Genomic DNA, 25,096 nt, shown 5'->3' with positions numbered 1-25,096 from the left:
CGACCCGGGGTACGATAGAGGGTGATGTCCACCGAGATCTCAGCCCAGACGCAGACCCCGCGAGCCGAACGGCCCCGATCCCGCCGTCCCCTCGGCCGGGTCATCAAGAACTACGTCGCGCTCACCAAGCCCCGTGTCATGGAGCTGCTGCTCGTGGTCACGGTGCCCGCGATGATCCTCGCGCAGGGCGGTCTGCCCGACCTCTGGCTGGTGCTCGCGACCCTCATCGGCGGTGCGATGAGCGCGGGATCGGCCGGCGCGTTCAACTGCTACATCGACCGCGAGGCCGACCGCCTGATGCAGCGCACCAAGAACCGCCCGCTGGTGACCGGCGAGATCTCCGACCGCAACGCGCTCGTGTTCGCGTGGGTGCTCGGGGTGCTGTCGATCGCGTGGCTCGCCGCCACGACCAACTGGCTCGCCGCCGCGCTCGGCGCCGCGGCGATCTTCACCTACGTGGTCGTCTACACGATGTGGCTCAAGGGTCGCAGCGAGCAGAACATCATCTGGGGCGGGATCGCCGGCTGCTTCCCGGTGCTGATCGGCTGGGCGGCGGTGACCGGATCGCTCGACTGGCCCGCCTGGGTGTTCTTCGCGATCATCTTCCTCTGGACGCCGGCCCACTACTGGCCGCTGTCGATGCGGTACCGCGAGGACTACGCCGCTGCCGGCGTGCCGATGCTGGGGGTCGTGCGCGGGCGCGCGACCGTCGGGCTGCAGGTCATCCTCTACACCTGGGCCACCGTCGCGTCGAGCCTGCTGCTCATCCCCGCACCGGGCATCGGCTGGATCTACACGGCCGTCGCCCTGCTCGCGGGCGGCTACTTCATCCTGCAGGCCCACCGCCTCTACGGCAGCGCGATCCGCGGCCAGGAGGGCAAGCCCATGCAGGTCTTCCACGGCTCCATCACCTACCTCTCGGTGCTCTCGCTCGCGATCGCGATCGACCCGCTGCTGCCGTTCTGAGCGGTGTAGCCTGACTGGCATGAGCTTCGAACCGTCCCTTCGCCCGGAGACCTCGGTCGTCGCACTCGGACGGCCCGATCCCGCACCCGACGGCCCGCTCAACCCGCCCATCTCGCTCAGCTCCACGTTCCGCAGCGCGGGCGAGCCCGGTCCGGGGGATCGCGTCTACGCCCGCTACTCCAACCCGACGTGGGAGCCGCTCGAGGAGGCGATCGCATCGCTCGAGGGCGGCGGAGTCGCCGGGCTCGCCTTCGCCTCCGGCATGGCCGCGGTCTCGGCGGCGCTCTCGCTCGCACCGATCGGGGGCGTCGCGGTCGTGCCGAGCGCCTCGTACAACGGCACGATCGGTCTCGCGCGAGAGCTCGCCGCGACCGGGGCGCTCGTCCTGCGCGAGATCGATCCGCTCGACATCGACGCCGTGATCGAGGCGCTCGACGGGGCCGATCTGCTCTGGCTGGAATCCCCGACCAACCCCATGCTCGACGTCGTGGACCTGCCCCGGCTCGTGTCGGAGGCGCGTCGCCGCGGGGTCACCGCCGTCGTCGACAACACCTTCTCCACGCCCCTCAGGCAGCGGCCCCTCTCCGTCGGGGCCGACGTGGTCGTGCACTCGGCGACGAAGTTCATCGCCGGGCATTCGGATGTGCTTCTCGGCCTCGTCGTCGCCCGCAACGCCGAACTGCGAGCGCGGCTCGCCCGGCACCGTACGCTGCACGGCGGCATCCCCGGCCCGTTCGAGGCCTGGCTCGCCCTGCGCGGGCTGCGCACCATGGCCCTCCGTCTCGAGCGCGCCGAGTCCAGCGCCGGAGAGCTCGCCGGGCGGCTGCTCGAGCACCCCGCGGTGAGTCGCGTGCGGTACCCGGGTCTGCCGAGCGATCCGAACCACGGCCGCGCCCGCGCGCAGCTCACGGGCTTCGGCGCCGTGGTCTCGATCGAGCTGAGCGGGGGAGCGGAGGCGGCGGATCGCTTCGTCGACGCGGTCGAGCTGTTCACGCCGGCCACCAGTCTCGGCGGCGTGGAGTCGCTCGTCGAACGGCGGCGGCGGCACCCCGTGGAGCCCGTGGATGTGCCCGAGGCGCTCGTGCGTCTCAGCATCGGCATCGAGCACGTCGAGGATCTCTGGGCGGATCTGGAGCGGGCGCTGGGAGCGGTAGGCACGGCTGACGCCTGAGCGCTCCTGGGATCCCAAGCGCCTGCCGACGAAGGTATCGAAAAGGGTTCCCGTCACCGACGAGCCGAACCCTTTTCGACCTCTCGCGCGTTACTCCGCGGCTACGGCGGGACGCTTCAGGCGCAGCACGGTGACCGTCATCGCCGCCGCGGTGAGCGAGGCGAGCACCATGTGCACGCCGACCGCAAGCGGGGGCAGACCGCTGCGCGCCTGGTAGACGCCCACCCCGATCTGCACGAGCAGCGCGAGCAGCAGCGCCAGGGTCCACCTCGCCGGGCGCAGCTTCGCGGCGACGGCCCACACGGTCACGGCCAGGGTGAGCGCCAGGGCGATGTACCCCGGCCACGCGTGGATGTGCGCGAGCAGCGTCGCGTCGAAGCCGTCGCGCACCACGTTTTCGTCGCCGGAGTGGGGGCCCGCACCCGTGGTGAGCACCCCCACGAAGATGGTCATCGCCATCGCCAGGGTGGTGATGTGGGTCAGGATCGCGAACGGCCTGGGCACCGCGAGCTCACGAGGCGCGGGGGCCTCGTACATCCGCACGAGATAGGCGGCGGTGAGGCACACCAGCAGCAGCGATACCACGTAGTGGAATCCGACCAGGTTGGCGTTGAGGTGCAGCCACACGATGACCCCGCCCACCACGGCCTGCAGGAGCACGAGGCCGAGCACCAGCGTCGACAGCACGGCCAGGTCGCGTCGCAGCACGCGCTGCAGCTTGAGGTGCAGCCGCCAGCTCAGCACGACCACGAGCACGGCGAAGAGCAGGATCGGGCCGCTGATCGTGCGGTTGCCGAACTCGATGAGGCCGTGGATGCCCATCTCGGGCGTCGGGGTGAGCGATTCGGGGGTGCAGAGCGGCCACTCGCTGCAGCCGAGGCCGGACCCCGTGAGTCGCACCGCGCCGCCCGTGCCGATGATGATGACGTTGAGCACGAACGAGGCCCAGGCGGAGAAGCGCAGGAGCCCCGACGGGCGGGCGGCTCCTCCGACGAAGCCGAAGTCCGTGCCCCCGGTGCGAGGCGCTGAAGTGGCGGTCGAACTGCTCGCGTCGGACAACGCGTCTCCTCTCATGAGCTTCTCGTCATGCACAGGTCGTGCCCAGGGGCGCGCCCCTCCCGTTTCAGGCGGGAACCTGTAGAATGGGAAGCTGTGGTTGCGTACGGCGAGCCGGCATCGGGTGCTCAGCACCGGACCGGCTCCGTCCGAAGCCCAGACTACTGCACCGCTGCAGAGCCAGACCTGTGCGCTCGATGTCAAATCGTGCGCCCGCGCGTCTGAGCTCGGCGAGACGAAGAATTGAGGGAGTGATCATGCCAGAGGTATTGATCGACCGACCCGAGCTCGAAGGCTTGGGCCAGTACGAGTTCGGCTGGCACGACAGCGATGAGGCGGGCGCTACGGCGAAGCGCGGCCTCAACGAGCAGGTCGTGCGTGAAATCTCGGCGCTGAAGAACGAGCCCGAATGGATGCTGCAGCGACGCCTGAAGGCGCTGCAGATCTTCGGCCGCAAGCCGATGCCCACCTGGGGCGCCGATCTCTCCGAGATCGACTTCGACAACATCAAGTACTTCGTGCGCTCCACCGAGAAGCAGGCCACCACGTGGGAGGAGCTGCCGGAGGAGATCAAGGAGACCTACGAGAAGCTCGGGATCCCCGAGGCCGAGCGCCAGCGCCTGGTCGCCGGCGTCGCCGCGCAGTACGAATCCGAGGTCGTCTACCACCAGATCCGCGAGGATCTGGAGGCGCAGGGCGTGCTGTTCCTCGACACCGACACCGCGCTGCGCGAGCACCCCGAGATCTTCGAGCAGTACTTCGGCACGGTCATCCCGTCGGGCGACAACAAGTTCGCCGCGCTCAACACGGCCGTCTGGTCGGGCGGATCGTTCGTGTACGTGCCGAAGGGCGTGCACGTCGAGATCCCGCTCCAGGCGTACTTCCGCATCAACACCGAGAACATGGGGCAGTTCGAGCGCACCCTGATCATCGCGGACGAAGACAGCTACGTGCACTACATCGAGGGCTGCACCGCCCCGATCTACAAGAGCGATTCGCTGCACTCGGCGGTCGTCGAGATCATCGTGAAGAAGAACGCGCGCGTGCGCTACACGACGATCCAGAACTGGTCGACCAACGTGTACAACCTCGTGACCAAGCGCGCCGTGGCCGAAGAGGGCGCCACCATGGAGTGGGTCGACGGCAACATCGGCTCAAAGGTCACGATGAAGTACCCGTCGATCTTCCTCACCGGCGAGCACGCGAAGGGCGAGACCCTGTCGGTCGCGTTCGCGGGCCCCGGCCAGCACCAGGACGCGGGCGCGAAGATGATCCACCTCGCACCCCACACCAAGTCGTCGATCCTGTCGAAGTCGATCGCGCGCGGCGGCGGCCGCACCGGCTACCGCGGCGAGGTGCGCGTGGAGGCGAACGCCCACCACGCCGCCAACTCCGTCGTCTGCGACGCGCTGCTCGTCGACACGATCTCGCGCAGCGACACCTACCCGGCCATCGACATCCGCACCGATGACGCGGAGCTGGGCCACGAGGCCACGGTTTCCCGCGTCAGCGAGGATCAGCTGTTCTACCTGATGAGCCGCGGTCTCGCCGAGGAGGAGGCCATGGCGATGATCGTGCGCGGCTTCATCGAGCCGATCGCGCGCGAGCTGCCCATGGAGTACGCCCTCGAACTGAACAAGCTCATCGAGATGGGCATGGAAGGATCCGTCGGATAATGACCGAAGCTGTAGCAGAGAAGACCGCCCAGCACGGCCTCGCCGCGCACTCGGACGGCGACTGGGAGAACCGCGTACCGGTGCAGACGCGCTCCGAGCGGCCCAAGTCGACCGACGTCGCTGACTTCGCCCGGGTGACCGGCCGCGAGGCAGTCTGGAAGTTCAGCCCCGTCGCAAAGCTCGACACGCTGCTGAACGGCGAGCTCGACGGCTCGCGCATCCCCGTCGAGGTGCACGGCGCCGAGGGTGCGGGATCCGAGGCCCCCGGCGTGACCTCCGAGTGGATCTCCCGCGACGACGCCCGCATCGGGCGCGCGGGCATCCCCGAGGAGCGCGGCGCAGCGGCGGCGTGGAGCGCGTTCGGCGAGGCGCACCTCGTCACGCTCGCGAGCGAGGAGAAGACCACCGCGGTGATCACCCGGGACGCGCTCGGCAGCGACGCGCGCGCGGGGCACACGGTCATCGAGGCCGCACCGCACAGCCAGGGGCTCGTGATCCTCGAGAACACCGGGTCGGCGCAGCTCTCCGAGAACGTCGAGATCGTCGTCGGCGACGGCGCGAAGCTCACCGTCGTCTCGGTGCAGCAGTGGGCCGACGACGCGATCCACCTCGCGAGCCACTACGCCACCGTGGGCCGCGACGCCTCGCTCACCCACATCGTCGTCTCGCTCGGCGGGCAGGTCGTGCGCCTGAACCCGTCGATCCACCTCGACACGGAGGGCGCGAACGGCGAGGCCCTCGGGGCGTACTTCGCCGACGCCGGCCAGCACCTCGAGCATCAGGTCTACCTCGACCACAACGCTCCCCACACCCGCAGCCGCGTCACCTACAAGGGCGCGCTGCAGGGCGAGGGCGCGCACACGGTCTGGATCGGCGACGTGCTCATCCGGCAGAACGCGAACGGCACCGACAGCTACGAGCAGAACCGCAACCTGGTGCTCACCGAGGGCACCCGCGCCGACTCGATCCCGAACCTCGAGATCGAGACCGGCGACATCGAGGGCGCGGGCCACGCCTCGGCGACCGGTCGCTTCGACGACGAGCACATCTTCTACCTGCAGAGCCGCGGCATCTCCGAGGAGGAGGCCCGCAAGCTCGTGGTGCGCGGATTCCTGCTCGAGGTCATCGCGCAGATCGGCGACGAGGCGACCGAGCAGCGGCTCCAGGCGGCAGTCGAGGCCGAACTCGCGGACTCCGTCCGCTGATGTCGCGCCACAAGGTGCTCGCACTCGGCGATCTGGTGCAGGATCAGGCGACGCGCGTCGTCGTCGAAGATGTGCCGATCGCCGTGGTGCTCGATTCCCAGGGTGTCGTGCACGCCATCGGCGACACCTGCAGCCACGGGCAGATCAGTCTGTCCGAGGGATTCGTCGAGGGCGACACGCTCGAGTGCTGGGCCCACGGCTCCGCGTTCTCGCTGTGCACCGGCATCCCGCAGAACCTCCCGGCCTACGAGCCGGTTCCCGTCTACGTTGTCGAGATCGAAGACGGCGACGTGTACATCGACCCCAACGTTACGAAAGAGATTGAACAATGAGCTCCGTTCTTGAAATCAAGGACCTGCATGTCAGCGTCGAGACCGAGCAGGGCGAGAAGCAGATCCTCAAGGGGGTCGACCTCTCCATCAAGCAGGGTGAGACCCACGCGATCATGGGCCCGAACGGTTCGGGCAAGTCGACCCTCGCCTACGCCATCGCGGGCCACCCCCGCTACGAGGTGACCGGCGGGTCGATCCTGCTCGACGGCGAAGAGGTGCTCGAGATGGGCGTGGACGAGCGCGCCCAGGCCGGCCTCTTCCTCGCGATGCAGTACCCCGTCGAGATCCCCGGCGTGACCAACGCCAACTTCCTGCGCACCGCCAAGACCGCGATCGACGGCGAGGCGCCCTCGATCCGCACCTGGATGGGCGAGGTCAAGGAGGCGATGCGGAACCTGCGCATGGACGAGTCCTTCGCGGCCCGCAACGTCAACGAGGGCTTCTCGGGCGGCGAGAAGAAGCGCAACGAGATCCTGCAGCTCGAGCTGCTGAAGCCGAAGTTCGCGGTGCTCGATGAGACCGACTCGGGCCTCGACGTCGACGCGCTCAAGATCGTCTCCGAGGGCGTCAACCGCGCCAAGGAGAACACCGGCCTCGGCGTGCTGCTCATCACCCACTACACCCGCATCCTGCGGTACATCAAGCCCGACTTCGTGCACGTCTTCGTCAACGGCCGCGTGGCCGAAGAGGGCGGCCCCGAGCTCGCGGACCGTCTCGAGGAAGAGGGCTACGACCGCTTCCTCGCGTCGGCCTAGGGGCGTAGGCTGGTCGTATGAGCGACGAGACTACGACGGTTCCGCAGTCGATCGACCCGGAGTTCCGCGAGCAGGCCACGGAGGCGCTGAAGAACGTCTCCGACCCCGAGCTCGGCGTCAACATCGTCGACCTCGGCCTGATCTACGATCTGGCCTACGACGAGGAGCATGACGCCCTGGTCATCAGCATGACGCTGACGAGCGCGGGCTGCCCGCTCACCGACGTGATCGAGAACGACATCGCCGAGGCGCTGGACGGGCTCGTCGCGGCGTTCCGCATCAACTGGGTGTGGATGCCGCCGTGGACGCCGGAGCGCATCACGGACGACGGACGGGACATGATGCGCGCGCTGGGCTTCGCCATCTAGATGAGTCCTGCCAACCCGCTGCGCTCGCCCGGCGATCCTCGTCTCAACAGGATCGCCGGGCCGAGCGCTCTCGTGATCTTCGGCGTGACCGGCGACCTGTCGCGCAAGAAGCTGATGCCGGCGGTCTACGACCTCGCGAACCGCGGCCTGCTGCCGCCCGGTTTCGCGCTCGTCGGCTTCAGCCGCCGCGACTGGGCGGATCGCGACTTCGCGGAGATCGTGCACGATGCGGTGCGCAAGCACGCGCGCACGCCCTTCCGGGAGTCGACGTGGCGGCAGCTCGCCGAGGGCATCCGCTTCGTGCAGGGGCGCTTCGACGATCCCGAGGCGTACACCCGCCTCCGCGAGACCGTCGACGCGCTGGATCGGGAGCGGGGCACGATGGGCAACCACGCCTTCTACCTGTCCATCCCGCCGAAGTCGTTCCCCGAGGTGGCCCGGCACCTGAGCAGCTCGGGTCTCGTGGATCGCACCGTCGACGATCAGCGCTGGCGGCGCGTGATCATCGAGAAGCCGTTCGGGCAGGATCTGCAGTCGGCACGGGATCTCAACGACACCCTCGAGTCGGCCTTCCCGGCCGACTCGATCTTCCGCATCGATCATTACCTCGGCAAGGAGACGGTGCAGAACATCCTCTCGCTGAGGTTCGCGAACTCGATGTACGAGCCGATCTGGAACCGCAACTACGTCGACCACGTGCAGATCACGATGGCCGAGGACATCGGGGTCGGCGGGCGCGCCGGCTACTACGACGGCGTGGGCGCGGCCCGCGACGTGATCCAGAACCATCTGCTGCAGCTGCTCGCCCTCACCGCGATGGAGGAGCCCATCTCGCTCAGCGCCGATCACCTGCGCGCGGAGAAGGAGAAGGTGCTCGAGGCGGTGCGGCTGCCCGCGGATCTCGCTACCGCGACCGCGAGGGGGCAGTACGCCGGCGGCTGGCAGGGCGGCGAGCTGGTGCGAGGGTTCCTCGAGGAGGAGGGAATGGATCCCGCATCCCGCACCGAGACCTACGCCGCGATGAAGCTGTTCGTGAACACCCGACGATGGTCGGACGTCCCCTTCTACCTGCGCACCGGCAAGCGCCTCGGGCGGCGGGTGACCGAGATCGCCGTGGTGTTCCGCCGCGAGGCGGGGGAGCTGTTCGCGAAGGCGCACGGCAGCGATCAGGGTTCGAACGCCCTCGTGATCAGGGTGCAGCCCGACGAGGGCATCACCATGCGCTTCGACGCGAAGGTGCCCGGCACGGGCACGCGGGTGCGCGACGTCACCATGGATTTCGGCTACGGACACGCGTTCACCGAGGCGAGCCCCGAAGCCTACGAGCGTCTGATCCTCGACGTGCTGCTCGGCGACGCGCCGCTCTTCCCGCGCCAGGCGGAGGTCGAGCTGTCGTGGCGGATCCTCGATCCCATCGAGGAGTTCTGGGCATCGCGCGGTGAGACGCCCGAGCAGTACGCCCCCGGCTCCTGGGGCCCCGCCTCCGCCGACGATCTTCTGGCCCGCGACGGCCGCAGTTGGAGGCGCCCGTGATCGAGCATCTTCCCAACACCACGGTGAGCAAGGTCGCTCGCCGCCTCGTCGCCATGCGCCTCGAGGGCGGCGTCTCCGCGCTCGGTCGCGTGCTCACCCTCATCATCGCCACCTCCGAACCCATCGACGAGTCGGTGGTCGAGGCGGCCAATCACGCCTCGAGCGAGCACCCGATGCGCGTCATCGTGCTCGTCGCGAACCCCGCGTCGGCGGAGCCCCGGCTCGACGCCGAGATCCGCGTCGGAGCCGACGCCGGCGCCAGCGACGTCGTCGTGCTGCGCGCCTACGGCGAGGTCTGCACCGGGATCGAGAGCCTCGTCACCGGGCTGCTGCTGCCCGACGCGCCGGTCGTCGTGTGGTGGCCCGGGAACGCCCCCGAGCGCCCCGGCGCGCACCCGCTCGGCAGGATCGCCCAGCGCCGGATCACCGACAGCGCGGCCTCCCCGGCCGAGGCCTTCGCCGCCCGCGCCTCCGACTACACGCCGGGCGACACCGACCTCGCCTGGACGCGCCTGACGCGTTGGCGGGAGTACCTCGCCGCGATCCTCGACCAGCCGCCGTTCGATCCCGTGACCTCCGTCGAGGTCGTCGGCGGGGCCGACTCGCCGTCGACGAAGCTGCTCGCGACCTGGCTCGAGCTCATGCTGCAGGTGCCCGTAGACTGCCGCCTGGAGGATCGCTCGACGGTGTCCGGCGGTGTGCGCTCGGTGGCGCTGCGGCGCGCCTCGGGCGACGCGGTGCTCGAGCGGGTCTCCACCGACCGCGCGGTGCTGAGCCAGCCCGGGCAGCCGCGGCACGAGATCTCGCTGCCGCGCCGCACGCTGCGGGAGTGCCTGGCCGAGGAGCTGCGCATCCTCGACGAGGACTCGATGTACGGCGGCGTCGTGAAGCAGCTCGAAACGAACAACCGAACGGAGCCACAGTCTTGAGCGGAACAGAGCACGCAGCAGTGAACGGCGCAGGAGCCGCGGATACGCCCGCGGCGACGGCAGCGACGGCGAACATCGGGGTCGTCGGCCTCGCTGTGATGGGGGCGAACCTCGCCCGCAACCTGGCGAGCCGCGAGGGCAACACGGTCGCGGTGCTGAACCGCAGCCCCGAGCGCACCGAGAGGCTCGTCGCCGAGCATCCCGAGGCCGGGTTCGTCCCCGCCTACTCCTACGCCGAGTTCGCCGCGAGCCTCACGCGCCCGCGCACCGCGATCATCATGGTGCAGGCCGGTGCCGCGACCGATGCCACGATCGACGCCCTCGTCGAGGTCTTCGAGCCCGGCGACATCATCGTCGACGGCGGCAACGCCCACTTCCCGGACACGATCCGCCGCGAGCGCGCGGTGCGCGAGACCGGCATCAACTTCGTCGGGGCCGGGATCTCGGGCGGCGAGGAGGGTGCCCTCAACGGCCCGAGCATCATGCCGGGCGGATCCGACGAATCCTGGGTCACGCTCGGCCCGATCCTGAAGTCCATCGCCGCGGTCGCGGAGGGTGAGCCCTGCGTCACCCACGTTGGCCACGACGGCGCGGGCCACTTCGTGAAGATGGTGCACAACGGCATCGAGTACGCCGACATGCAGCTGATCGCCGAGGCCTACGACCTGATCCGCCGCGGCACCGGCAAGAGCCCCGCCGAGATCGCGGAGATCTTCGCCGAGTGGAACTGGGGCGAGCTCGAGTCGTATCTCATCGAGATCACCGCGGAGGTGCTGCGGCAGAACGACGCCACCACCGGCCGACCGCTCGTCGACGTGATCCTCGACCAGGCGGGGGCGAAGGGGACGGGCGCCTGGACCGTGCAGACCGCGCTCGCGCTCGGCGTGCCGGTCTCGGGGATCGCGGAGGCGACGTTCGCCCGCTCGCTCTCCTCGCACCCCGAGCAGCGCGCCGCGGCGGCCGACCTGCCCGGGCCTGCCGAGGCCTTCGCGGTCGCCGACGAGGCCGAATTCATCGAGGACGTGCGCCAGGCCCTCTACGCCTCGAAGATCGTCGCGTATTCGCAGGGCTTCGACGAGATCCGGGCCGGCGCGGCGGAGTACGACTGGCGCATCGACCTGGGCGCGATCTCGAAGATCTGGCGCGGGGGATGCATCATCCGCGCGCAGTTCCTGGGCAGGATCGCCGACGCCTACGCCGAGCAGCCCGATCTGCCGCTGCTGATGGCCGCACCCTACTTCGCCGATGCCCTGAGCCGCGGCCAGGCCGCATGGCGGCGGGTCGTGATCGCTGCGACGACGGCCGGCATCCCGGCCCCGGCGTTCTCCTCGTCGCTGGCCTACTACGACGGCCTGCGCGCCGAGCGCCTGCCGGCCGCGCTCATCCAGGGGCAGCGCGACTTCTTCGGCGCCCACACCTACCGGCGCGTCGATCGTGAGGGCGTGTTCCACACCCGCTGGTCGGGGGACCGCACCGAGGTGGAGGCGTAGCGATGGTGAGTCCGCGGGTCGAGCGGGTCGCTGACCTGCAGACGCTCGGCGAAGCCGTCGCGGCGGCCCTGATCGAGGTCTGCCGCGAGCGCCAGGAGGCCGGGGCCGTGCCGTGCGCGGTGCTGACCGGCGGGCGCGCGGGCGCCCAGGTGCTGCTGGCCGTGCGCGACCACGCCGAGCGCGACTCCGTCGACTGGAGCCGCGTGCGCTTTCTCTGGGGCGACGAGCGGTTCGTTCCGGCCGGCCACGAGGATCGCAACGATCTGCTCGCCGACCAGTCGCTGTTCGCGGCGGTCGAGACCGACCCGACGCTGGTGCACCGTGTACCGGCCGCGGACTCGGGGCTCTCGCTCGACGAGGCCGCCGCAGAGTACGCGGGCATCGTGGATCGCGTGGAGCGGATCGACGTCGCCCTGAGCGGCGTGGGGGAGGACGGACACGTCGCCTCGCTGTTCCCGGGGCGATCCGAGGTGCTGCTGGTCGACGGCCCCTCCGCTCTGGCGGTGCGCGACTCTCCGAAGCCGCCGCCCGAGCGGGTGACGTTCTCGCTGCCCGCGCTGAATCGCGCCGAGCGCTCGTGGCTGCTTGCTGCGGGGGCGGGCAAGGCCGACGCCGTGCGGGCCCTGCTCGCGCGGCCCGAGCCGCTCGTGCCGGCCGCGCGCCTGGCCGGGCGCACTGAGACGGTGCTCTGGGCGGACCCGGCGGCGCTGGGGGAGTAGCGGTCATCCTGCGCGAGCGGCGCGAGTCGCAGGATCCTGACGCGCCGAGTAGACTAGCGAGGTTGCGCGCTCGCCGACCGGCCGCAGCACGTTCACCGCACGTTCAAGGAGCTTTCCAGCATGATCACCGTCGAAGACCTCGCCATCGATGTGGGCGCCCGTCGCCTCATGGGGGGAGTCAGCTTCCGAGTGAACCCCGGTGACAAGGTCGGTCTCGTCGGGCGCAACGGCGCGGGGAAGACCACGCTCACGCGCACCCTCTCAGGTGAACTGCAGCCGGCCGAGGGCAAGGTCACCGTGTCGGGCGAGCTCGGATTCCTCCCGCAGGATCCGCGCTCCGGCGATCCCGAGCAGATCGCACGGCACCGCATCCTCGACGCCCGCGGCCTCGGCACGCTCACGAAGAACATCGCGAAGGCGACCGAGGAGATGTCCTCCGACGACCCGAAGGTCGCCGAGAAGGCGATGAAGCGCTTCGGCAACCTCACCGACCGCTTCCACGCGCTCGGCGGGTACGCCGCCGAGTCGGAAGCGGCGTCGATCTCGCACAACCTCGGCCTGCCCGACCGGGTGCTCGACCAGCCGCTCAAGACTCTGTCGGGCGGCCAGCGGCGTCGCATCGAGCTCGCCAGGATCCTGTTCAGCGACGCCGACACAATGATCCTCGACGAGCCGACGAACCACCTCGACGCCGACTCGATCGTGTGGCTGCGCGAGTTCCTGAAGAGCTACAAGGGCGGCTGCATCATCATCTCGCACGACGTCGATCTCGTGGGGGAGACCGTCAACCGGGTCTTCTACCTCGACGCGAACCGCCAGGTCATCGACGTCTACAACATGAACTGGAAGCTCTACCTGCGCCAGCGCGCCGCCGACGAGGAGCGCCGCCGCAAGGAGCGCGCGAACGTCGAGAAGAAGGCGTCGGCACTCAAGGATCAGGCCGCAAGATTCGGAGCGAAGGCCTCGAAGGCCGCCGCCGCGCACCAGATGGTCGCGCGAGCAGACAAGATGCTCGCGGGCCTCGAGGAGGAGCGCCAGGTGGATCGCGTCGCGAAGCTGCGCTTCCCCGACCCCTCGCCCTGCGGCAAGACCCCGATCATGGCGCAGGGCCTCTCGAAGTCGTTCGGCTCGCTCGAGATCTTCTCCGGCGTCGACCTGGCGGTCGACCGCGGATCGAAGGTCGTCGTGCTCGGACTCAACGGCGCGGGCAAGACCACGCTGCTGCGTCTGCTGGCCCAGGTGGACGAACCCGACACAGGCGAGATCATCGCCGGACACGGGCTCAAGGTCGGCTACTACGCCCAGGAGCACGAGACGCTCGACGTCAAGGCGAGCGTGCTGCAGAACATGGTCTCCGTGTCGCAGCACCTGACCGAGACCGAGGCGCGCAAGGTGCTCGGCTCGTTCCTCTTCACCGGCGACGACGTGCACAAGCCCGCGGGCGTGCTCTCCGGCGGAGAGAAGACCCGTCTGGCACTCGCGATGCTCGTGGTGTCGAGCGCCAACGTGCTGCTGCTCGACGAGCCGACGAACAACCTCGACCCGGCCAGCCGCGAGGAGATCCTCGACGCCCTCGCGCACTTCACGGGCGCGGTCGTGCTCGTGTCGCACGATCCGGGCGCCGTCGAGGCGCTGAACCCCGAGCGGGTGCTCATCATGCCGGAGGCCACCGAGGACCACTGGTCGAAGGAGTACCTCGAGCTGATCGAGCTGGCCTAGCCGGCCCGGGCCCGATCCGGACCCGCCCGAGCCGGCCCGGCCAGATCCCGACCCGCGCGAGCCGGCCCGGCCAGATCCCGACCCGCGCGTCTCTGCGCCGCTCGCCCTCACTCCGCGAGCGGTGCCGCCCGTCAATCCTCGAGCGACGCCCTCGCGCGCTCGGCGGCGCGCTCCTCGCGGTCCGAGACGTAGTGCGGAGCGAGCGAGAGCGCGCTGAAGCGGAACGGCCGGTCGACGCGGTTGAAGCCGAGCGGGCAGTGCTCGACCCCCGCGGGGATGTACACGCAACCGGAGGTCGTGATGGTGTGCCGCTCGCCCTCGATGTCCATATAGATCTCGGCGCCGAGGTCGTGGGGGTTGTCGGGATCGCCGCCCGTCCAGATGAGGATCTCGTCGTAGTCGTGCACGTGCGGCACGACCCAGAGCTCGGGCACCTCGGTCTCGTGGATCCAGATGTGGGTCATGTTGACCTTGGCGTCGGGCACGAGGCCCGCGTGCAGCAGCCAGTTGGCCTCGCCGAGATTCTTCGGCGGCGCCAGCTCGGCGGCCTCGCCCTCGTTGTTGAAGTCGTCGGGTCCGCAGACGGGCATCTGCGTCACGAACAGGTGGTCGTACTTGCCGGGCATCGGTACCTCCTCGCCGTGCCCGCCGCGTTGCGGGCACTCGCCTCCCACGCTACACGGCTTCCCCCTACGAATCAGCGCGGTCGTGCGGGTCGAGCCTCGTGATCGCGAACGCCGCACCGTCCTGCTGCATGCCGTTGTCGAAGTACTCGACGTGGCCTGACTCGTCGAGGTCGAGCGTGCTCTGGCAGATGAAGTCGCGAGCGGCGCAGTAGTCGCGCAGGCGGTCGGCGAAGGCGTCGAGGCTGCCCTCCGGTCGCGCGAGAAGGCCGCTCACCGCGGGATCGTAGTCGCCCGCGTTGTACGGCTCGCTGCCCACGAAGCGCGGATCCCCGTAGAGCACGACGGAGAGGATCCTCTCGGCCGCGTCGGCCCCCACCTCTCCGACCGTGGCGCCGACGAGCCGCGCGTCGGGCTGCGCGAGCGCGTCTCCGATCACGAGCGCGCCCTGGGAGTAGCCGAGCAGCACGAAGCGCTGGTCGGGGCACGCCTCGGCCTGCACGTTGAGCGTGTCGACGAGCGTGCGGACTCCGACCGTGCCGCCCTCGTTCACATCGGTGTCGGCGGGGTAGTCGAGGTCGAGCACCTCGATCTGATCGGGGCGCGCTGCGGATATCTCGCGTGCGACGGGGGAGAGCAGCTGCCCCTTCGCGGGCTCTCCGGTACCCCGCACCGTGATAACGAGGTATCGGGAGCAGTCCTCCGGCTCCACGATGGGTTCGGGGTGCCGTTCGGCGTCATACAGCTCGGCCGCCTCGGGCGGCGTCGGCTCCTCGGTCACCTCGGTGAGGGACTCGCGCGTGGCTGCCGGGTCCACGGAGGTCGCACAGCCCGACAGGGCGGTCGTCATCAGCACGGCCGCAGCGCAGAGCATCGTTACGATCGGAGCGCGTCGGGGGAGCGTCGGGGAAACCACACTCCAGGGTAGCCCGACCCGCCCTTGGAGTCGGCTCCACGCGGGCCTCATGCTGCGGTCTCCGGCGGTCGCCGATCCGCCCCCGCCTTCCGGCGCGTGCCGACCGCGTCAGTCGAGACAGAACTCGTTTCCCTCGACATCCTGCATCACCTGGCAGGACTCGTTCTCCTCGTCGGCCGGCATCAGGTACAGGCGTTTGGCGCCGAGCGCCTCGAGCCGGTCGGCTTCGCGCTCGAGCGCGGCGAGACGCTCCTCCCCGTGCAGCCCGGCGCCGACGCGCACGTCGAGATGCACGCGGTTCTTCGCGACCTTCGCCTCGGGCACGCGCTGGAAGAAGAGCCTGGGGCCCACGCCGTCGGGATCCTGACAGGCCCAGAACGCGCCCCTGTCCTTCTCTGGGAGCGAGTCGTCGAAGTCGCTCCACGATGCGAAGCCCTCAGGGACCGGGGGATCGACATACCCCAGCACCGCTTTCCAGAACTCCGCGACCTCGCGCGGCCGCTCGCAATCGAACGTGACCTGCACCTGTCTCACCGCACTCATAGCCCTCAGAGTATTGGAACGAGACCCCCGGGGGAAACCCCGCGCCTCGGCAGGCCCCCGCACCGGCGGGACGCGTTCAACCCCCGATCAGCGCGTCCTCTTCCTCCGCGTCGCTCGGCCCCCGGCGGCGCCTGCGCTCGGCGCTGCGCCGATCCTGCTCCTGCACAGCGCTGCTGTCCGGGTTCAGTCCGCGGTACTCCCGCCGCGCGGCGTACCCGACGCCGACCGCCGCGATACCGATGAAGACGTACCACTGCAGGGCGTAGGAGAGGTGCGGTCCCTCGTCGCGCTCCGGCTTCTCGGGCAGCGCACCGTGCTCGCCGGAGGGGGTCTCGGAGATCAGCATGCCGTAGGCGCCCGTGTACGCGTCGCCCTCGGTACCGCTGAGACGCGCGAGCTCGGGCAGCTCGATGCTCGCGACCGTGCTCCCGACGGAGGTTCGGCCCGGGATCGCGGGTTCGGAGGCGCGCAGCCTCGCCTCGACGCGCACCTCTCCGCTCGGCGCCTGGGGCAGATCCTCGGCGGGGACCTCGCCCGACTCCGCCTCGTGGCCGTCGATCGGCACCCAGCCGCGATCCACGAAGAATACGCGCCCGTCGGAGGTGCGCAACGCCTGGATCAGATTCGATCCGACGCCCTCGCTGCCCGGCCGATTGCGGGCCAGATAGGGGTCGCCGATGTACTCGCCCACGGCCTCGACCGTGCGCCACTTCTGCGCATCCTCGTCGAACGCGGCCGGATCGGGCAGCTCCTGCGCGAGCGGCGTCGCCGGAGCACCGTAGTTCGCGTCGATGCGCGCGATCTCGGCTCGCGCCTCGTCGCGTCGGTCGAACTGCCAGTTGCCGAGGAAGACGCACGCGACCGAGAAGATCGCGAGCATCGCGAAATAGCCGATCCAGCGCCCGGAGTAGAGGAAGCTCCAGCCCACCTCACGTGCCTCACCCATCGAGGTCACCCACTGCTCGGACCTCGAGCGGGAAGTCGCGCGCCGCGAGGAACTCGCGCAGCACGTCGAGGTGCGCTTCGCAGGCCAACCAGGTCTTGCGGCGATCGGCGTCGTGGATCTTCGGGTTGCGCCACAGGATCGCCCAGTCGGCCGCCTCCCGGCAGCCCGCTCGGGAGCACTCGAAGCGGTGCGAGGGTGCCCCTCCCAGAGTCACGGCGCTCATCACCCCGCCGCTCACGCGGCACCGCCCGGGGATCCGGGTGTTCCGGGTTCGTCGCGATCCGCGACACCCGCCTGCTCATCAGAAGCCTCCTGCGCGGCCGTTCCCGCTTCGTGCGCCGGGGCCGCGCGACGCTCCGGCTCGACATCGATCACGATGAGCGTGTCTTCAGCCTCGCCCGGTTCAGGAGAGGAGGCGCCCTCGATCCTCAGCGGCTGCGGCGCATCGGGGGCCTCACCCCCGTTGTGCGCGACGGCGTTGCCGACCATCACCGCGAACCAGGGGAGCAGCACCGCGCCTGCGGCCGCGAGCAGCACCCACCAGCCGTGCAGCCAGAACAGCGAGACCACGCACACCACGCGCAGCGACATCGCCGTGAAGTACATGCGCATGCGATGCGCGCGATCCTCGGCCGGATTCACTCCCGCCGACGTCACGCTGTAGCTTGGTGCAGCACCAGAATTCTTCGCCATGCGCCCTTTCCTCAGTACCAGCCCAGCCTACGCCGTCCGTCTGGGACTGCGCCCACATGCAATAGGCTGGTGGGATCGCGCCAGCAGCACCGATGGAAGGACCCCCATGAGCACCTCGCGCACCGTACTCGTCACCGGCGGCAACCGCGGAATCGGCTACGCGATCGCCGAACGCATGATCGCCGACGGGCACCGCGTCGCCGTCACCGCCCGCTCGGGGGAGGGGCCGGAGGGGTCGCTCACGGTGCGCGCCGAGATGACCGACTCCGACTCCATCGACGCGGCGTTCACCGAGATCGAGGCGCAGCTCGGCCCGGTCGAGGTCGTGGTGGCCAACGCCGGCATCACGCGCGACACCCTGCTGCTGCGCATGACCGAGGAGGAGTTCACGAGCGTCATCGACACGAACCTCACGGGCACCTTCCGCGTCGTGAAGCGCGCGTCGAAGGGGCTGCTCAAGGGGCGTTTCGGGCGCGTCATCCTCATGTCGTCCGTCGTCGGGCTCTACGGCGGCCCCGGCCAGATCAACTACTCGTCGTCGAAGGCCGCGCTCGTCGGCTTCGCCCGCTCGCTCACGCGCGAACTGGGCGCCCGCAACATCACGGCCAACGTGATCGCCCCGGGGTTCATCGAGACCGACATGACCGCGGCGCTCCCCGAGGAGCAGCAGAAGCAGTACCTCGCGAACATCCCGGCGAACCGCTTCGGCCAGGTCGCCGAGATCGCCGGCGTCGCATCGTTCCTCGCCGGGGACGACGCCGCCTACATCTCGGGCGCCGTGATCCCGGTCGACGGTGGCCTCGGCATGGGGCACTGAGCGTCCCGCTGCGCTCCGCCCCTATCCGCTGCGTCCGGCCCCTATCCTCCGCCCCCGGCTCCTAGTCCTCCGCTTCCTCGCTCCGCACCCCTATCCTCTGCGCTTCGCCCTTATCCTCAGCCCTCCGCCTCCTCGTGCGCTGTACCGTTCTTCGGTTCTCACCCGTGTTTCGGATCGAACCGGGGGATACCGTCCGAAATACGGGTGAGGTCCGAAGCAGTGGCGATCCCAGCTCACTGATGCCGTCGCGGGGCGTCGAGCCCGGGTCTGAACTGCCCGGATCCATGAATGTCAGTGGTCACTGATGCAATGGGCTCATGACCGATCAGCACCACAGCGAGACTCCCGGCCTCGGCGACGAGCCCCGGGCCCGGTGCAGCGGTGTCGAGGTGGCGGTGTCCTGGGTGGAACGGCTCGAGTTGCAGCAGCGGGCGTGCGACGCGACGCGTTTGCGGTTGATCGCCTCGGCGATCGACGAGGCGACCCGGGGCGGAGCGGAAGGTTTCGGTTCGGGATCCTCCCGGGAGCTGCGGTATCGATCGCTGCGGGCCGAGCTCGCGACCGCGGTCGCACTGAGCGAGCACCAGATCGAGGGGCAGATGGACCTCGCCACTCGTCTCGTCCACGGGTTCTCGGCCACCGTCGACGCGCTGGAGCGCGGTGAGGTATCCCTCTCTCACGGGAGGGTGATCGCCGACGCCGCACTCGTGATCGGCGCAGGGGATACCCTCGAGATCCGTGAGCGGCGCGCGGGGTACGAGGCCGAGGTACTGGACGTTGCACGGCGGGAGACTCCGAACCGTCTGCGTCCGATCGCACGGCGGATCGCGGAGCGGTGGGCCGAGCGCCCGCTCGAGGAGCGTCACCGAGAGGCTGTGGCCGGACGGTGCGTGCGCGTCATCGAGGGTGAGGACGGCATGGCTGACCTCGTCGCCACGCTGCCCGCGATGCAGGCGTACGCGATCCATGACCGGCTCACCCGTATCGCGCGAGCCGCCGAGCGCGGCGAACGCACTGTGCCGGCGGAGAGCCTCCCAGACGCCGCACCCGATCCCACCGAATCCGATCCCGTCGCACTCGGTCCTGCCGATGGTTCCGCGGGTGTCGACGTGCCGCGGTCGCGCGATCAGCTGCGCGCCGACGCCTTCGCGGATCTCCTGCTGTGCGGAAGCGAAGACACCATGTTCTCCGGTTCGCCCGCGGAGGCGATTCGGGCGCGCGTACAGGTCATGGCCCCGGTCGACGCCTTCACCGCAGTCGCCGCAGGCAGCACCGCGGGGGCTGCCGACAGCACCGCGGGGACCGCCGGCGGCACCACGGTGACTGCCGAGAGCACCGCGGGGACCGCAGAGAGCACCGCGGGGACCGCAGAGAGATCCGCCGCACAAGTCGCGTCGGGCGGCGCCGCGGTATGCGAACTCTCAGGCCATGGTGCGATCGACCCCGCATCTGTCCGGGACCTCGCAGCACGAACCGAGCACTGGGACAGGGCGCTCTCCAATGCTTCGGGAGAGGTGATCAGCGTGGACCGATACCGGCCCAGCGAGCATATGCGCCGCTTGCTCAGCGCCAGGGACCGGCGCTGCCGATTTCCCGGCTGCCGGGTCCCGATCTCACGCTGCGACCTCGATCACACCGTCGACGCCGCCAGGGGTGGGCCGACCGCCACCGACAACCTCGCACACCTGTGTCGCGGACACCACACCCTGAAACACCACGGCGGGTGGGGCGTCGAACAGCGATCCGCCGGCGTGCTCCGCTGGACCAGCCCCACCGGGCGCACCTACACCGACCGACCGCCCGGCGCCCGGTCGAGCCCGGTCCGCTTCAGGGCCTGATCCGCTACGCCAGTCGATCCAACAGCGGGATCGCCAGCGCCAGATCGCCCTCGATCGAGACATCGGCGCGATCCCGCACCACCGGCTTCGCGTTGTAGCCGACGCCGACGGCGGCGACCGCCATCATCTCGAGGTCGTTCGCACCGTCGCCGATCGCCATCGTGGCGGAGATCGGGATCCCGCTCGCCTCGGCCCACTCCCGCAGCGACGCCGCCTTCACGGCCGCATCGACGACGGGCCCGACCGTGCGACCGGTCAGCCGTCCGTCGCCGATCTCGAGCCGGTTCGCGCGCCAGAAGTCGAGTCCCAGATCCTCCGCGATCGGATCCAGCACCTCGTGGAACCCGCCGGACACCACGCCCACCTTGCCGCCCCGATCGTGCACGGCCGCGATGAGTTCGCGGATGCCGGGGGAGAGGCGCACCCTGCCGTAGGCCTCGGCGAACACTGTCTCGGGCGTGCCGGCAAGCGTCGCGACGCGCTCGGCGAGACTCTCGGCGAAATCGAGTTCGCCGCGCATGGCGCGTTCGGTGACCTCCGCCACCCGCTCTCGACTGCCGGCGGCGTCGGCGAGCAGTTCGATCACCTCGTCCTGGATCGTAGTGGAGTCGCAATCGAGCACAACAAGCGGTGAAACGGTCATGAGAAGCAGCCTAGTGCGCCCGCCCGGGGCGATAGGCTAGAACCCATGGTCAACGTGCTCCGCTTCAACGACGTCACCTACGTGCGCGACCGCCGTCCGATCCTCGACGGGATCGACTGGGCGGTCGAGGATTCGGAGCGCTGGGTGATCCTCGGCCCCAACGGCGCCGGCAAGACCACGCTCATGAAGCTCGCCACGGCGAACGACTACCCGACCACCGGCACGGTCGAGGTGCTCGACAAGCGACTCGGTCGGGTCGACATCTTCGAGCTGCGCAACCGCATCGGCTTCGTGTCGTCGGCGACCGGTCGGCGCATCCCCGCTTCCGAGACCGTGCGCAACCTCGTGCTGACCGCCGCCTACGGTGTCGAGGGCCGGTGGAACGAGCACTACGACGAGGTCGACGTGCGGCAGGCCGAGCGCATCCTCGCCGAGTGGGATCTCGCCGAGTACGTCGACCGCGCCTACGGCACCCTCAGCGACGGCGAGCGGAAGCGCGCGCTCATCGCGCGCGCCGTGATGACCGACCCCGAGATGCTGCTGCTCGACGAGCCCAGCGCCAGCCTCGACTTGGGTGCGAGGGAACGGCTGCTGCAGATGCTCTCGGGCTTCGCCCGGTCGCCGCACTCGCCCGCGATGATCATGGTGACTCACCACGTCGAAGAGGTACCGCCCGGGTTCTCCCACGCGCTGCTGCTGCGCGACGGGCGCGTGCAGGCCGCGGGCCCCATCGCCGACACGCTCACCGCCGAGAATCTCGAAGCGACCTTCGGCATGCCGTTCGACCTCTCGGTCTCGAACGGTCGGTACGCCGCGGTCGCCCGCCCGTAGACACGTGCGGATTCTCACGGGGATGGGCCGGTCGTCGGACCCAGAGCGCCGGCCAGCTCGACACCTCCAGATTCTCACGGGGAACGACCGTATCGTCTGATAAGCTAGATCCTTGGTGCGGCGCCGCCGCAGATCCCAAGTCCTCAAGGTGTGCTGTTACACACCATCATCAAGGCAACAATAAGGAACACTCATGAAGACCGACATCCACCCCGAGTACAACGCAATCGTTTTCCGCGACCTGGCCTCGGGGGAGACGTTCCTCACCCGCTCCACGCTCACCAGCGACAAGACGATCGAGCTCGACGGCGAGACCTACCCCGTCATCGACGTCGAGATCTCCAGCGCCTCGCACCCGTTCTACACGGGCAAGCAGCGCATCATGGACTCGGCCGGTCGCGTCGAGAAGTTCAACCAGCGCTTCAAGGGCTTCGGCGCGTAAGCGCTCGGATTCAACGAGAATGGCGGAGGCAGTGCCTCCGCCATTTTTGTGCCCGCAGCACGGGATGCGCCGCCGGTCGGGCCGCGCCCGGCCATGCGGCGCTCGCCGAGATGCTCGCCGACCGGTGCCCGGCCCCGGCCCCCGGCCCCCGGCCCCCGGTCGCCATCCGTCGCCCGCCGGCGGGCAACGCCGGTTGCGCAGCGCCGGTCGCTCAGCGCCAGTCGCGCAGCGCCAGTCGCTCAGCGTATCGGCCACCGCCCGTCGGCGATGAACGAGGGATCGCGCACCCGGCGCATATACTCCTGGAAGCTCTCGGCCTGCGCGGCGGCCCACGAGACCTGCGCGCGATGCAGTTCGTCGAGGTCGCCCGGGATCACGTCGGCGTACTTGCGGGCGATGCACTGCAGCACACGGCCCGCCGCGATGGCGTCGTCGCCCGCGTCGTGGGCGGTTCCGATCTCGACGCCGTGATGAGCCGCGACCGCCTCGAGCGTGCGCTTGCCTCTGCGGTAACGGTCGAATTGCTTGTCGAGGATCAGCGGATCGAGCACCGGCGAGAGCTCACCCGGCCAGGCGACACCGTGACGCGCGGCCTCGGCTGCGAGCAGGGTGAGATCGAAGGGGGCGTTGTACGCCACGATCGGGAAGCCTCGCTCGATCATCTCCAGCAGCTGGGTCACGATCTGCTGCACGCCGACCGCGGCCTCGATGCCGCTCGCCCGGGCGATCTCGGTGGTGATGCCGTGCACCCTGGCCGCCGGCTCGGGAATCTCGACACCGGGGTCGAGCAGCCAGTCATAGCGCTCCTGCACCTCGCTGGCCGGTCCGAGCAGGGCGATCGTCGAGCTCACGACGCGCGCGTGTGAGGTGTCGATGCCGGTGGTCTCGGTGTCGAACACCGCGAGGTTCGCCGCCCAGAGCGGGAGTTCTTGGGTCACGGGGATCCTTTCGTTCTCCAGAATGCTATCGAGCACCGCCGACACTCGCCCGCAGGGCGCTGCCAGGAGCTCACGGGTACCATCGGGGAGTGACCGTTTCTCCGACTCTTCTGCGCGTGCCGACGCTCGGTATCGACACCCGCGCGTGGCAGTACGGCGACCCCGAGGCCGCTCCGCTGCTGCTCGTGCACGGGTTCCGCGGCGACCACCACGGCCTCGAGGGCCTCGCTCAGGGTCTCGTCGAGGCGCTGCCGGGGGTGCGGGCGATCGTGCCCGATCTGCCCGGGTTCGGGAAGTCCCCGGCGATCCCCGGTCGAGAGCACGACCTCGAACTCTACGGCGAGTGGCTGCGCGCGTTCGCGCGGGAGATCGCACCCGGCGGCTCCGGTGGATCCACCGATCCGCACGGCTCCAACGATCCGCACGGCTCCAACGATCCGCACGGCTCCGCCGACTCCACCGAGCGACACGGCTTCGCGGTGCTGGGCCACTCGTTCGGCTCGCTCGTCGTCGCCTCCGCCATCGCCAGCGGGTTGGCGCCGAGCAGGCTGATCCTCATCAACCCGATCTCCGCGCCCGCCCTCGAGGGGCCCCAGGCCGCTCTGACGCAGCTGGCCATCGGTTACTACCGCGCCGCCGAGCTGCTGCCCGGTCGCGCCGCGCGCGAGCTGCTCGGCAATCCGCTGATCGTGCGGGTGATGAGCGAGGTCATGGCGAAGACCGGCGATCCCGCGCTGCGATCCTGGATCCACGGACAGCACAGCGCCTACTTCAGCACCTTCTCGGATCCGACCACGCTGCTGCAGGCGTTCCGCGCCTCCGTGTCGCACACCGTCCCCGAGTTCGCGTCGGCGTTCACCATGCCGACGCTGCTGATCGCGGGGGAGCGCGACGACATCACGCCGCTGCAGAAGCAGCTCGAGCTGCAGCACCGGGTGGCCGGATCGCGGCTGCGAATCATCCCGGGCACCGGCCACCTCGTGCACTACGAGGCCGTCGATGACGCGGTCGCCTTCGTCTCGGAGTTCCTCGCCGGCTCCCGGGTGCGCGAGAGCGAGGCGGCCGCGTGAAGCTCACCCGCATCGACGATCTCGCCGCACCCGAGCTCGCCGACTACACCCGATTGACGGACGTGGCGCTGCGCCGCGTGCGCGAACCGGAGGAGGGGCTGTACCTCGCGGAATCCCCGAAGGTGATCGAGCGTGCGCTCCGCGCGGGCCACCGCCCACGCTCGGTGCTGCTGCTCGAGGAGTGGCTGCCGGGAGTCGAGCCCCTGCTCGCGGGTCATCCCGACGTGCCGGTGTACGTGGGGGAGCCGCGGCAGCTCGAGGCGCTCACCGGCTTCCACATGCACCGAGGCGCGCTCGCATCGATGCACAGGCCCGCCCCGCTCGATCCGGTCGAGCTGCTGCGCGCCTCGACGCGCGTGGTCGTGCTCGAGGATCTCACCGACCACACCAACGTCGGCGCCATCTTCCGCTCGGTCGCGGCGCTCGGCGCCGATGCGGTGCTGCTGTCGCCGGCCTGCGCCGATCCGCTGTATCGTCGCGCGGTGCGGGTAAGTATGGGCGCCGTGCTCCAGGTGCCGTGGGCGCGCCTGCCCGAGTGGCCGATCGCGGGGCCGATGTTCCGCGAGGAGGGGTACGAACTGACCGCCTTCGCGCTGCGCGAGGACGCCGAGGACCTCGCGGATTACGTGAGCGAGCTGCCCGAGCGCCTGGCCCTGCTGTTCGGATCCGAGGGCCCCGGGCTGTCGCGACGCGCGCTGGCCTCGGCCGCTCGGTCGGTCGTGATCCCGATGGAGCACGGCGTCGACTCGCTCAACGTCGCGACCGCGGCGGCACTCGCGCTCTGGGCGGTGCGCACCGCCGATCGCCGGAGGAGCGGGGGAGCGCCCGAGCAGGGGAGCGCGCCCTATGCCGGACCGGAGGACCAGATCGACGCACG

General features: G+C 69.9%; 26 protein-coding genes and 1 pseudogene. 18 read left to right on the top strand and 9 right to left on the bottom strand.

What is annotated here, in order from left to right:
• Positions 1-24 precede the first annotated feature (24 nt).
• Together KVY00_RS00710 and KVY00_RS00705 are read left to right on the top strand one after the other, a co-directional pair.
• On the top strand, positions 25-966 hold the full coding sequence (locus KVY00_RS00710; protein WP_223043864.1) for a heme o synthase: 942 nt from the start codon (positions 25-27) through the stop codon (positions 964-966).
• Positions 967-985: 19 nt separating this feature from the next.
• Complete coding sequence (locus tag KVY00_RS00705) at positions 986-2,137, top strand: trans-sulfuration enzyme family protein (RefSeq protein WP_223043863.1); 1,152 nt, start codon at positions 986-988, stop codon at positions 2,135-2,137.
• A gap of 90 nt (positions 2,138-2,227) precedes the next feature.
• On the opposite strand, the gene KVY00_RS00700 is transcribed toward KVY00_RS00705, so the two are convergent.
• Positions 2,228-3,196, bottom strand: coding sequence for a COX15/CtaA family protein (locus KVY00_RS00700; protein ID WP_255572698.1), 969 nt, complete (start codon positions 3,194-3,196; stop codon positions 2,228-2,230).
• 254 nt (positions 3,197-3,450) lie between these two features.
• Here KVY00_RS00700 and sufB point away from each other — a divergent pair, with 254 nt between their 5' ends.
• The 10 genes from sufB to KVY00_RS00650 all read left to right on the top strand — a co-directional run bounded on the left by sufB (position 3,451) and on the right by KVY00_RS00650 (position 13,919).
• Positions 3,451-4,869 (top strand): Fe-S cluster assembly protein SufB, encoded by a 1,419-nt coding sequence (gene sufB / locus KVY00_RS00695; RefSeq protein WP_223043861.1) that lies wholly within the window; start codon positions 3,451-3,453, stop codon positions 4,867-4,869.
• Positions 4,869-6,074, top strand: a complete 1,206-nt coding sequence (gene sufD / locus KVY00_RS00690; protein WP_223043860.1) for a Fe-S cluster assembly protein SufD — start codon at positions 4,869-4,871, stop codon at positions 6,072-6,074. Before sufB ends, sufD begins: the two co-directional genes overlap by 1 nt.
• The gene (locus KVY00_RS00685) at positions 6,074-6,406 is read left to right on the top strand and encodes a non-heme iron oxygenase ferredoxin subunit (protein WP_223043859.1); all 333 of its coding nucleotides are present in this window, start codon (positions 6,074-6,076) and stop codon (positions 6,404-6,406) included. The genes sufD and KVY00_RS00685 overlap by 1 nt, the downstream gene beginning before the upstream one ends.
• Entirely contained in the window at positions 6,403-7,161 is a 759-nt protein-coding gene (sufC, locus tag KVY00_RS00680) for a Fe-S cluster assembly ATPase SufC (RefSeq protein ID WP_223043858.1), read from the top strand. Before KVY00_RS00685 ends, sufC begins: the two co-directional genes overlap by 4 nt.
• Before the next feature lie 17 nt (positions 7,162-7,178).
• The gene (locus KVY00_RS00675) at positions 7,179-7,529 is read left to right on the top strand and encodes a metal-sulfur cluster assembly factor (protein ID WP_017884676.1); all 351 of its coding nucleotides are present in this window, start codon (positions 7,179-7,181) and stop codon (positions 7,527-7,529) included.
• Complete coding sequence (gene zwf, locus KVY00_RS00670; RefSeq protein WP_223043857.1) at positions 7,530-9,062, top strand: glucose-6-phosphate dehydrogenase; 1,533 nt, start codon at positions 7,530-7,532, stop codon at positions 9,060-9,062.
• Entirely contained in the window at positions 9,059-9,991 is a 933-nt protein-coding gene (locus tag KVY00_RS00665; RefSeq protein WP_223043856.1) for a glucose-6-phosphate dehydrogenase assembly protein OpcA, read from the top strand. Before zwf ends, KVY00_RS00665 begins: the two co-directional genes overlap by 4 nt.
• Positions 9,992-10,011: 20 nt before the next feature.
• Positions 10,012-11,481: an NADP-dependent phosphogluconate dehydrogenase gene (gndA, locus tag KVY00_RS00660; RefSeq protein WP_223043855.1), complete on the top strand. Its 1,470-nt coding sequence runs from the start codon at positions 10,012-10,014 to the stop codon at positions 11,479-11,481.
• Between the two features lie 2 nt (positions 11,482-11,483).
• A complete protein-coding gene (gene pgl / locus KVY00_RS00655) occupies positions 11,484-12,200 on the top strand; it encodes a 6-phosphogluconolactonase (protein WP_223043854.1) in 717 nt (238 codons plus the stop codon).
• 120 nt (positions 12,201-12,320) lie between these two features.
• Positions 12,321-13,919, top strand: coding sequence for an ABC-F family ATP-binding cassette domain-containing protein (locus KVY00_RS00650; protein WP_223043853.1), 1,599 nt, complete (start codon positions 12,321-12,323; stop codon positions 13,917-13,919).
• Between the two features lie 131 nt (positions 13,920-14,050).
• Here the strand turns inward: KVY00_RS00650 and KVY00_RS00645 are convergent, their stop codons facing one another.
• The 6 genes from KVY00_RS00645 to KVY00_RS00620 all read right to left on the bottom strand — a co-directional run bounded on the left by KVY00_RS00645 (position 14,051) and on the right by KVY00_RS00620 (position 17,640).
• Positions 14,051-14,545, bottom strand: coding sequence for a hypothetical protein (locus KVY00_RS00645; RefSeq protein WP_223043852.1), 495 nt, complete (start codon positions 14,543-14,545; stop codon positions 14,051-14,053).
• A 64-nt stretch (positions 14,546-14,609) separates the two neighbouring features.
• Positions 14,610-15,416: a cutinase family protein gene (locus tag KVY00_RS00640; protein ID WP_223043851.1), complete on the bottom strand. Its 807-nt coding sequence runs from the start codon at positions 15,414-15,416 to the stop codon at positions 14,610-14,612.
• A gap of 150 nt (positions 15,417-15,566) precedes the next feature.
• Entirely contained in the window at positions 15,567-16,001 is a 435-nt protein-coding gene (locus tag KVY00_RS00635; RefSeq protein ID WP_223043850.1) for a VOC family protein, read from the bottom strand.
• Positions 16,002-16,077: 76 nt separating this feature from the next.
• Positions 16,078-16,947, bottom strand: a complete 870-nt coding sequence (locus tag KVY00_RS00630; protein ID WP_223043849.1) for an SURF1 family cytochrome oxidase biogenesis protein — start codon at positions 16,945-16,947, stop codon at positions 16,078-16,080.
• The gene (locus KVY00_RS00625; protein WP_223043848.1) at positions 16,940-17,170 is read right to left on the bottom strand and encodes a hypothetical protein; all 231 of its coding nucleotides are present in this window, start codon (positions 17,168-17,170) and stop codon (positions 16,940-16,942) included. Before KVY00_RS00625 ends, KVY00_RS00630 begins: the two co-directional genes overlap by 8 nt.
• An 11-nt stretch (positions 17,171-17,181) precedes the next feature.
• Entirely contained in the window at positions 17,182-17,640 is a 459-nt protein-coding gene (locus KVY00_RS00620; RefSeq protein WP_223043847.1) for a DUF3099 domain-containing protein, read from the bottom strand.
• Positions 17,641-17,746: 106 nt separating this feature from the next.
• Between KVY00_RS00620 and fabG the strand changes: the two genes are divergently transcribed.
• The gene (gene fabG / locus KVY00_RS00615; RefSeq protein ID WP_223043846.1) at positions 17,747-18,457 is read left to right on the top strand and encodes a 3-oxoacyl-ACP reductase FabG; all 711 of its coding nucleotides are present in this window, start codon (positions 17,747-17,749) and stop codon (positions 18,455-18,457) included.
• A 317-nt stretch (positions 18,458-18,774) separates the two neighbouring features.
• Complete coding sequence (locus KVY00_RS00610; RefSeq protein WP_223043845.1) at positions 18,775-20,295, top strand: HNH endonuclease signature motif containing protein; 1,521 nt, start codon at positions 18,775-18,777, stop codon at positions 20,293-20,295.
• A 4-nt stretch (positions 20,296-20,299) separates the two neighbouring features.
• Here the strand turns inward: KVY00_RS00610 and serB are convergent, their stop codons facing one another.
• Positions 20,300-20,938 (bottom strand): phosphoserine phosphatase SerB, encoded by a 639-nt coding sequence (gene serB, locus KVY00_RS00605; protein WP_223043844.1) that lies wholly within the window; start codon positions 20,936-20,938, stop codon positions 20,300-20,302.
• 45 nt (positions 20,939-20,983) lie between these two features.
• On the opposite strand from serB, the gene KVY00_RS00600 reads away from it, so the two are divergent.
• Both KVY00_RS00600 and KVY00_RS00595 read left to right on the top strand, forming a co-directional pair.
• A complete protein-coding gene (locus KVY00_RS00600) occupies positions 20,984-21,769 on the top strand; it encodes an ABC transporter ATP-binding protein (RefSeq protein WP_223043843.1) in 786 nt (261 codons plus the stop codon).
• Positions 21,770-21,962: 193 nt separating this feature from the next.
• Positions 21,963-22,211 carry a type B 50S ribosomal protein L31 gene (locus KVY00_RS00595; protein ID WP_208045187.1) on the top strand — a complete coding sequence of 83 codons (249 nt, stop codon included), beginning with the start codon at positions 21,963-21,965 and terminating at the stop codon, positions 22,209-22,211.
• A gap of 239 nt (positions 22,212-22,450) precedes the next feature.
• Here KVY00_RS00595 and KVY00_RS00590 read toward each other — a convergent pair whose 3' ends face one another.
• The gene (locus KVY00_RS00590) at positions 22,451-23,149 is read right to left on the bottom strand and encodes an exonuclease domain-containing protein (protein WP_223043842.1); all 699 of its coding nucleotides are present in this window, start codon (positions 23,147-23,149) and stop codon (positions 22,451-22,453) included.
• Between the two features lie 89 nt (positions 23,150-23,238).
• Here KVY00_RS00590 and KVY00_RS00585 point away from each other — a divergent pair, with 89 nt between their 5' ends.
• The gene (locus tag KVY00_RS00585) at positions 23,239-24,219 is read left to right on the top strand and encodes an alpha/beta fold hydrolase (protein WP_255572697.1); all 981 of its coding nucleotides are present in this window, start codon (positions 23,239-23,241) and stop codon (positions 24,217-24,219) included.
• Positions 24,216-25,037, top strand: a pseudogene (locus tag KVY00_RS00580) (TrmH family RNA methyltransferase); the annotation flags it as partial. The gene KVY00_RS00585 and the pseudogene KVY00_RS00580, both read left to right, overlap by 4 nt.
• Between the last annotated feature and the right edge of the window lie 59 nt (positions 25,038-25,096).

The sequence above is a fragment of the Leucobacter tenebrionis genome (assembly GCF_019884725.1).
In the GTDB taxonomy this organism is placed as follows: Bacteria; Actinomycetota; Actinomycetes; order Actinomycetales; family Microbacteriaceae; genus Leucobacter; species Leucobacter tenebrionis.
Note: the sequence above shows the minus strand (reverse complement) of the source record. Positions and strands in the feature narration are given on the sequence as shown.

Bases quoted from the DNA above. Each gene is read 5' to 3' on its own strand.
- KVY00_RS00640 (WP_223043851.1), bottom strand. From the start codon at position 15,416: ATGCTCTGCGCTGCGGCCGTGCTGATGACGACCGCCCTGTCGGGCTGT.
- KVY00_RS00600 (WP_223043843.1), top strand. From the start codon at position 20,984: ATGGTCAACGTGCTCCGCTTCAACGACGTCACCTACGTGCGCGACCGC.
- zwf (WP_223043857.1), top strand. From the start codon at position 7,530: ATGAGTCCTGCCAACCCGCTGCGCTCGCCCGGCGATCCTCGTCTCAAC.
- fabG (WP_223043846.1), top strand. From the start codon at position 17,747: ATGAGCACCTCGCGCACCGTACTCGTCACCGGCGGCAACCGCGGAATC.
- KVY00_RS00650 (WP_223043853.1), top strand. From the start codon at position 12,321: ATGATCACCGTCGAAGACCTCGCCATCGATGTGGGCGCCCGTCGCCTC.
- KVY00_RS00620 (WP_223043847.1), bottom strand. From the start codon at position 17,640: ATGGCGAAGAATTCTGGTGCTGCACCAAGCTACAGCGTGACGTCGGCG.
- KVY00_RS00685 (WP_223043859.1), top strand. From the start codon at position 6,074: ATGTCGCGCCACAAGGTGCTCGCACTCGGCGATCTGGTGCAGGATCAG.
- KVY00_RS00635 (WP_223043850.1), bottom strand. From the start codon at position 16,001: ATGAGTGCGGTGAGACAGGTGCAGGTCACGTTCGATTGCGAGCGGCCG.
- KVY00_RS00610 (WP_223043845.1), top strand. From the start codon at position 18,775: ATGACCGATCAGCACCACAGCGAGACTCCCGGCCTCGGCGACGAGCCC.
- pgl (WP_223043854.1), top strand. From the start codon at position 11,484: ATGGTGAGTCCGCGGGTCGAGCGGGTCGCTGACCTGCAGACGCTCGGC.
- sufC (WP_223043858.1), top strand. From the start codon at position 6,403: ATGAGCTCCGTTCTTGAAATCAAGGACCTGCATGTCAGCGTCGAGACC.
- KVY00_RS00675 (WP_017884676.1), top strand. From the start codon at position 7,179: ATGAGCGACGAGACTACGACGGTTCCGCAGTCGATCGACCCGGAGTTC.
- KVY00_RS00625 (WP_223043848.1), bottom strand. From the start codon at position 17,170: ATGAGCGCCGTGACTCTGGGAGGGGCACCCTCGCACCGCTTCGAGTGC.
- sufB (WP_223043861.1), top strand. From the start codon at position 3,451: ATGCCAGAGGTATTGATCGACCGACCCGAGCTCGAAGGCTTGGGCCAG.
- KVY00_RS00705 (WP_223043863.1), top strand. From the start codon at position 986: ATGAGCTTCGAACCGTCCCTTCGCCCGGAGACCTCGGTCGTCGCACTC.
- KVY00_RS00710 (WP_223043864.1), top strand. From the start codon at position 25: ATGTCCACCGAGATCTCAGCCCAGACGCAGACCCCGCGAGCCGAACGG.
- serB (WP_223043844.1), bottom strand. From the start codon at position 20,938: ATGACCGTTTCACCGCTTGTTGTGCTCGATTGCGACTCCACTACGATC.
- sufD (WP_223043860.1), top strand. From the start codon at position 4,869: ATGACCGAAGCTGTAGCAGAGAAGACCGCCCAGCACGGCCTCGCCGCG.
- KVY00_RS00595 (WP_208045187.1), top strand. From the start codon at position 21,963: ATGAAGACCGACATCCACCCCGAGTACAACGCAATCGTTTTCCGCGAC.
- KVY00_RS00645 (WP_223043852.1), bottom strand. From the start codon at position 14,545: ATGCCCGGCAAGTACGACCACCTGTTCGTGACGCAGATGCCCGTCTGC.
- KVY00_RS00630 (WP_223043849.1), bottom strand. From the start codon at position 16,947: ATGGGTGAGGCACGTGAGGTGGGCTGGAGCTTCCTCTACTCCGGGCGC.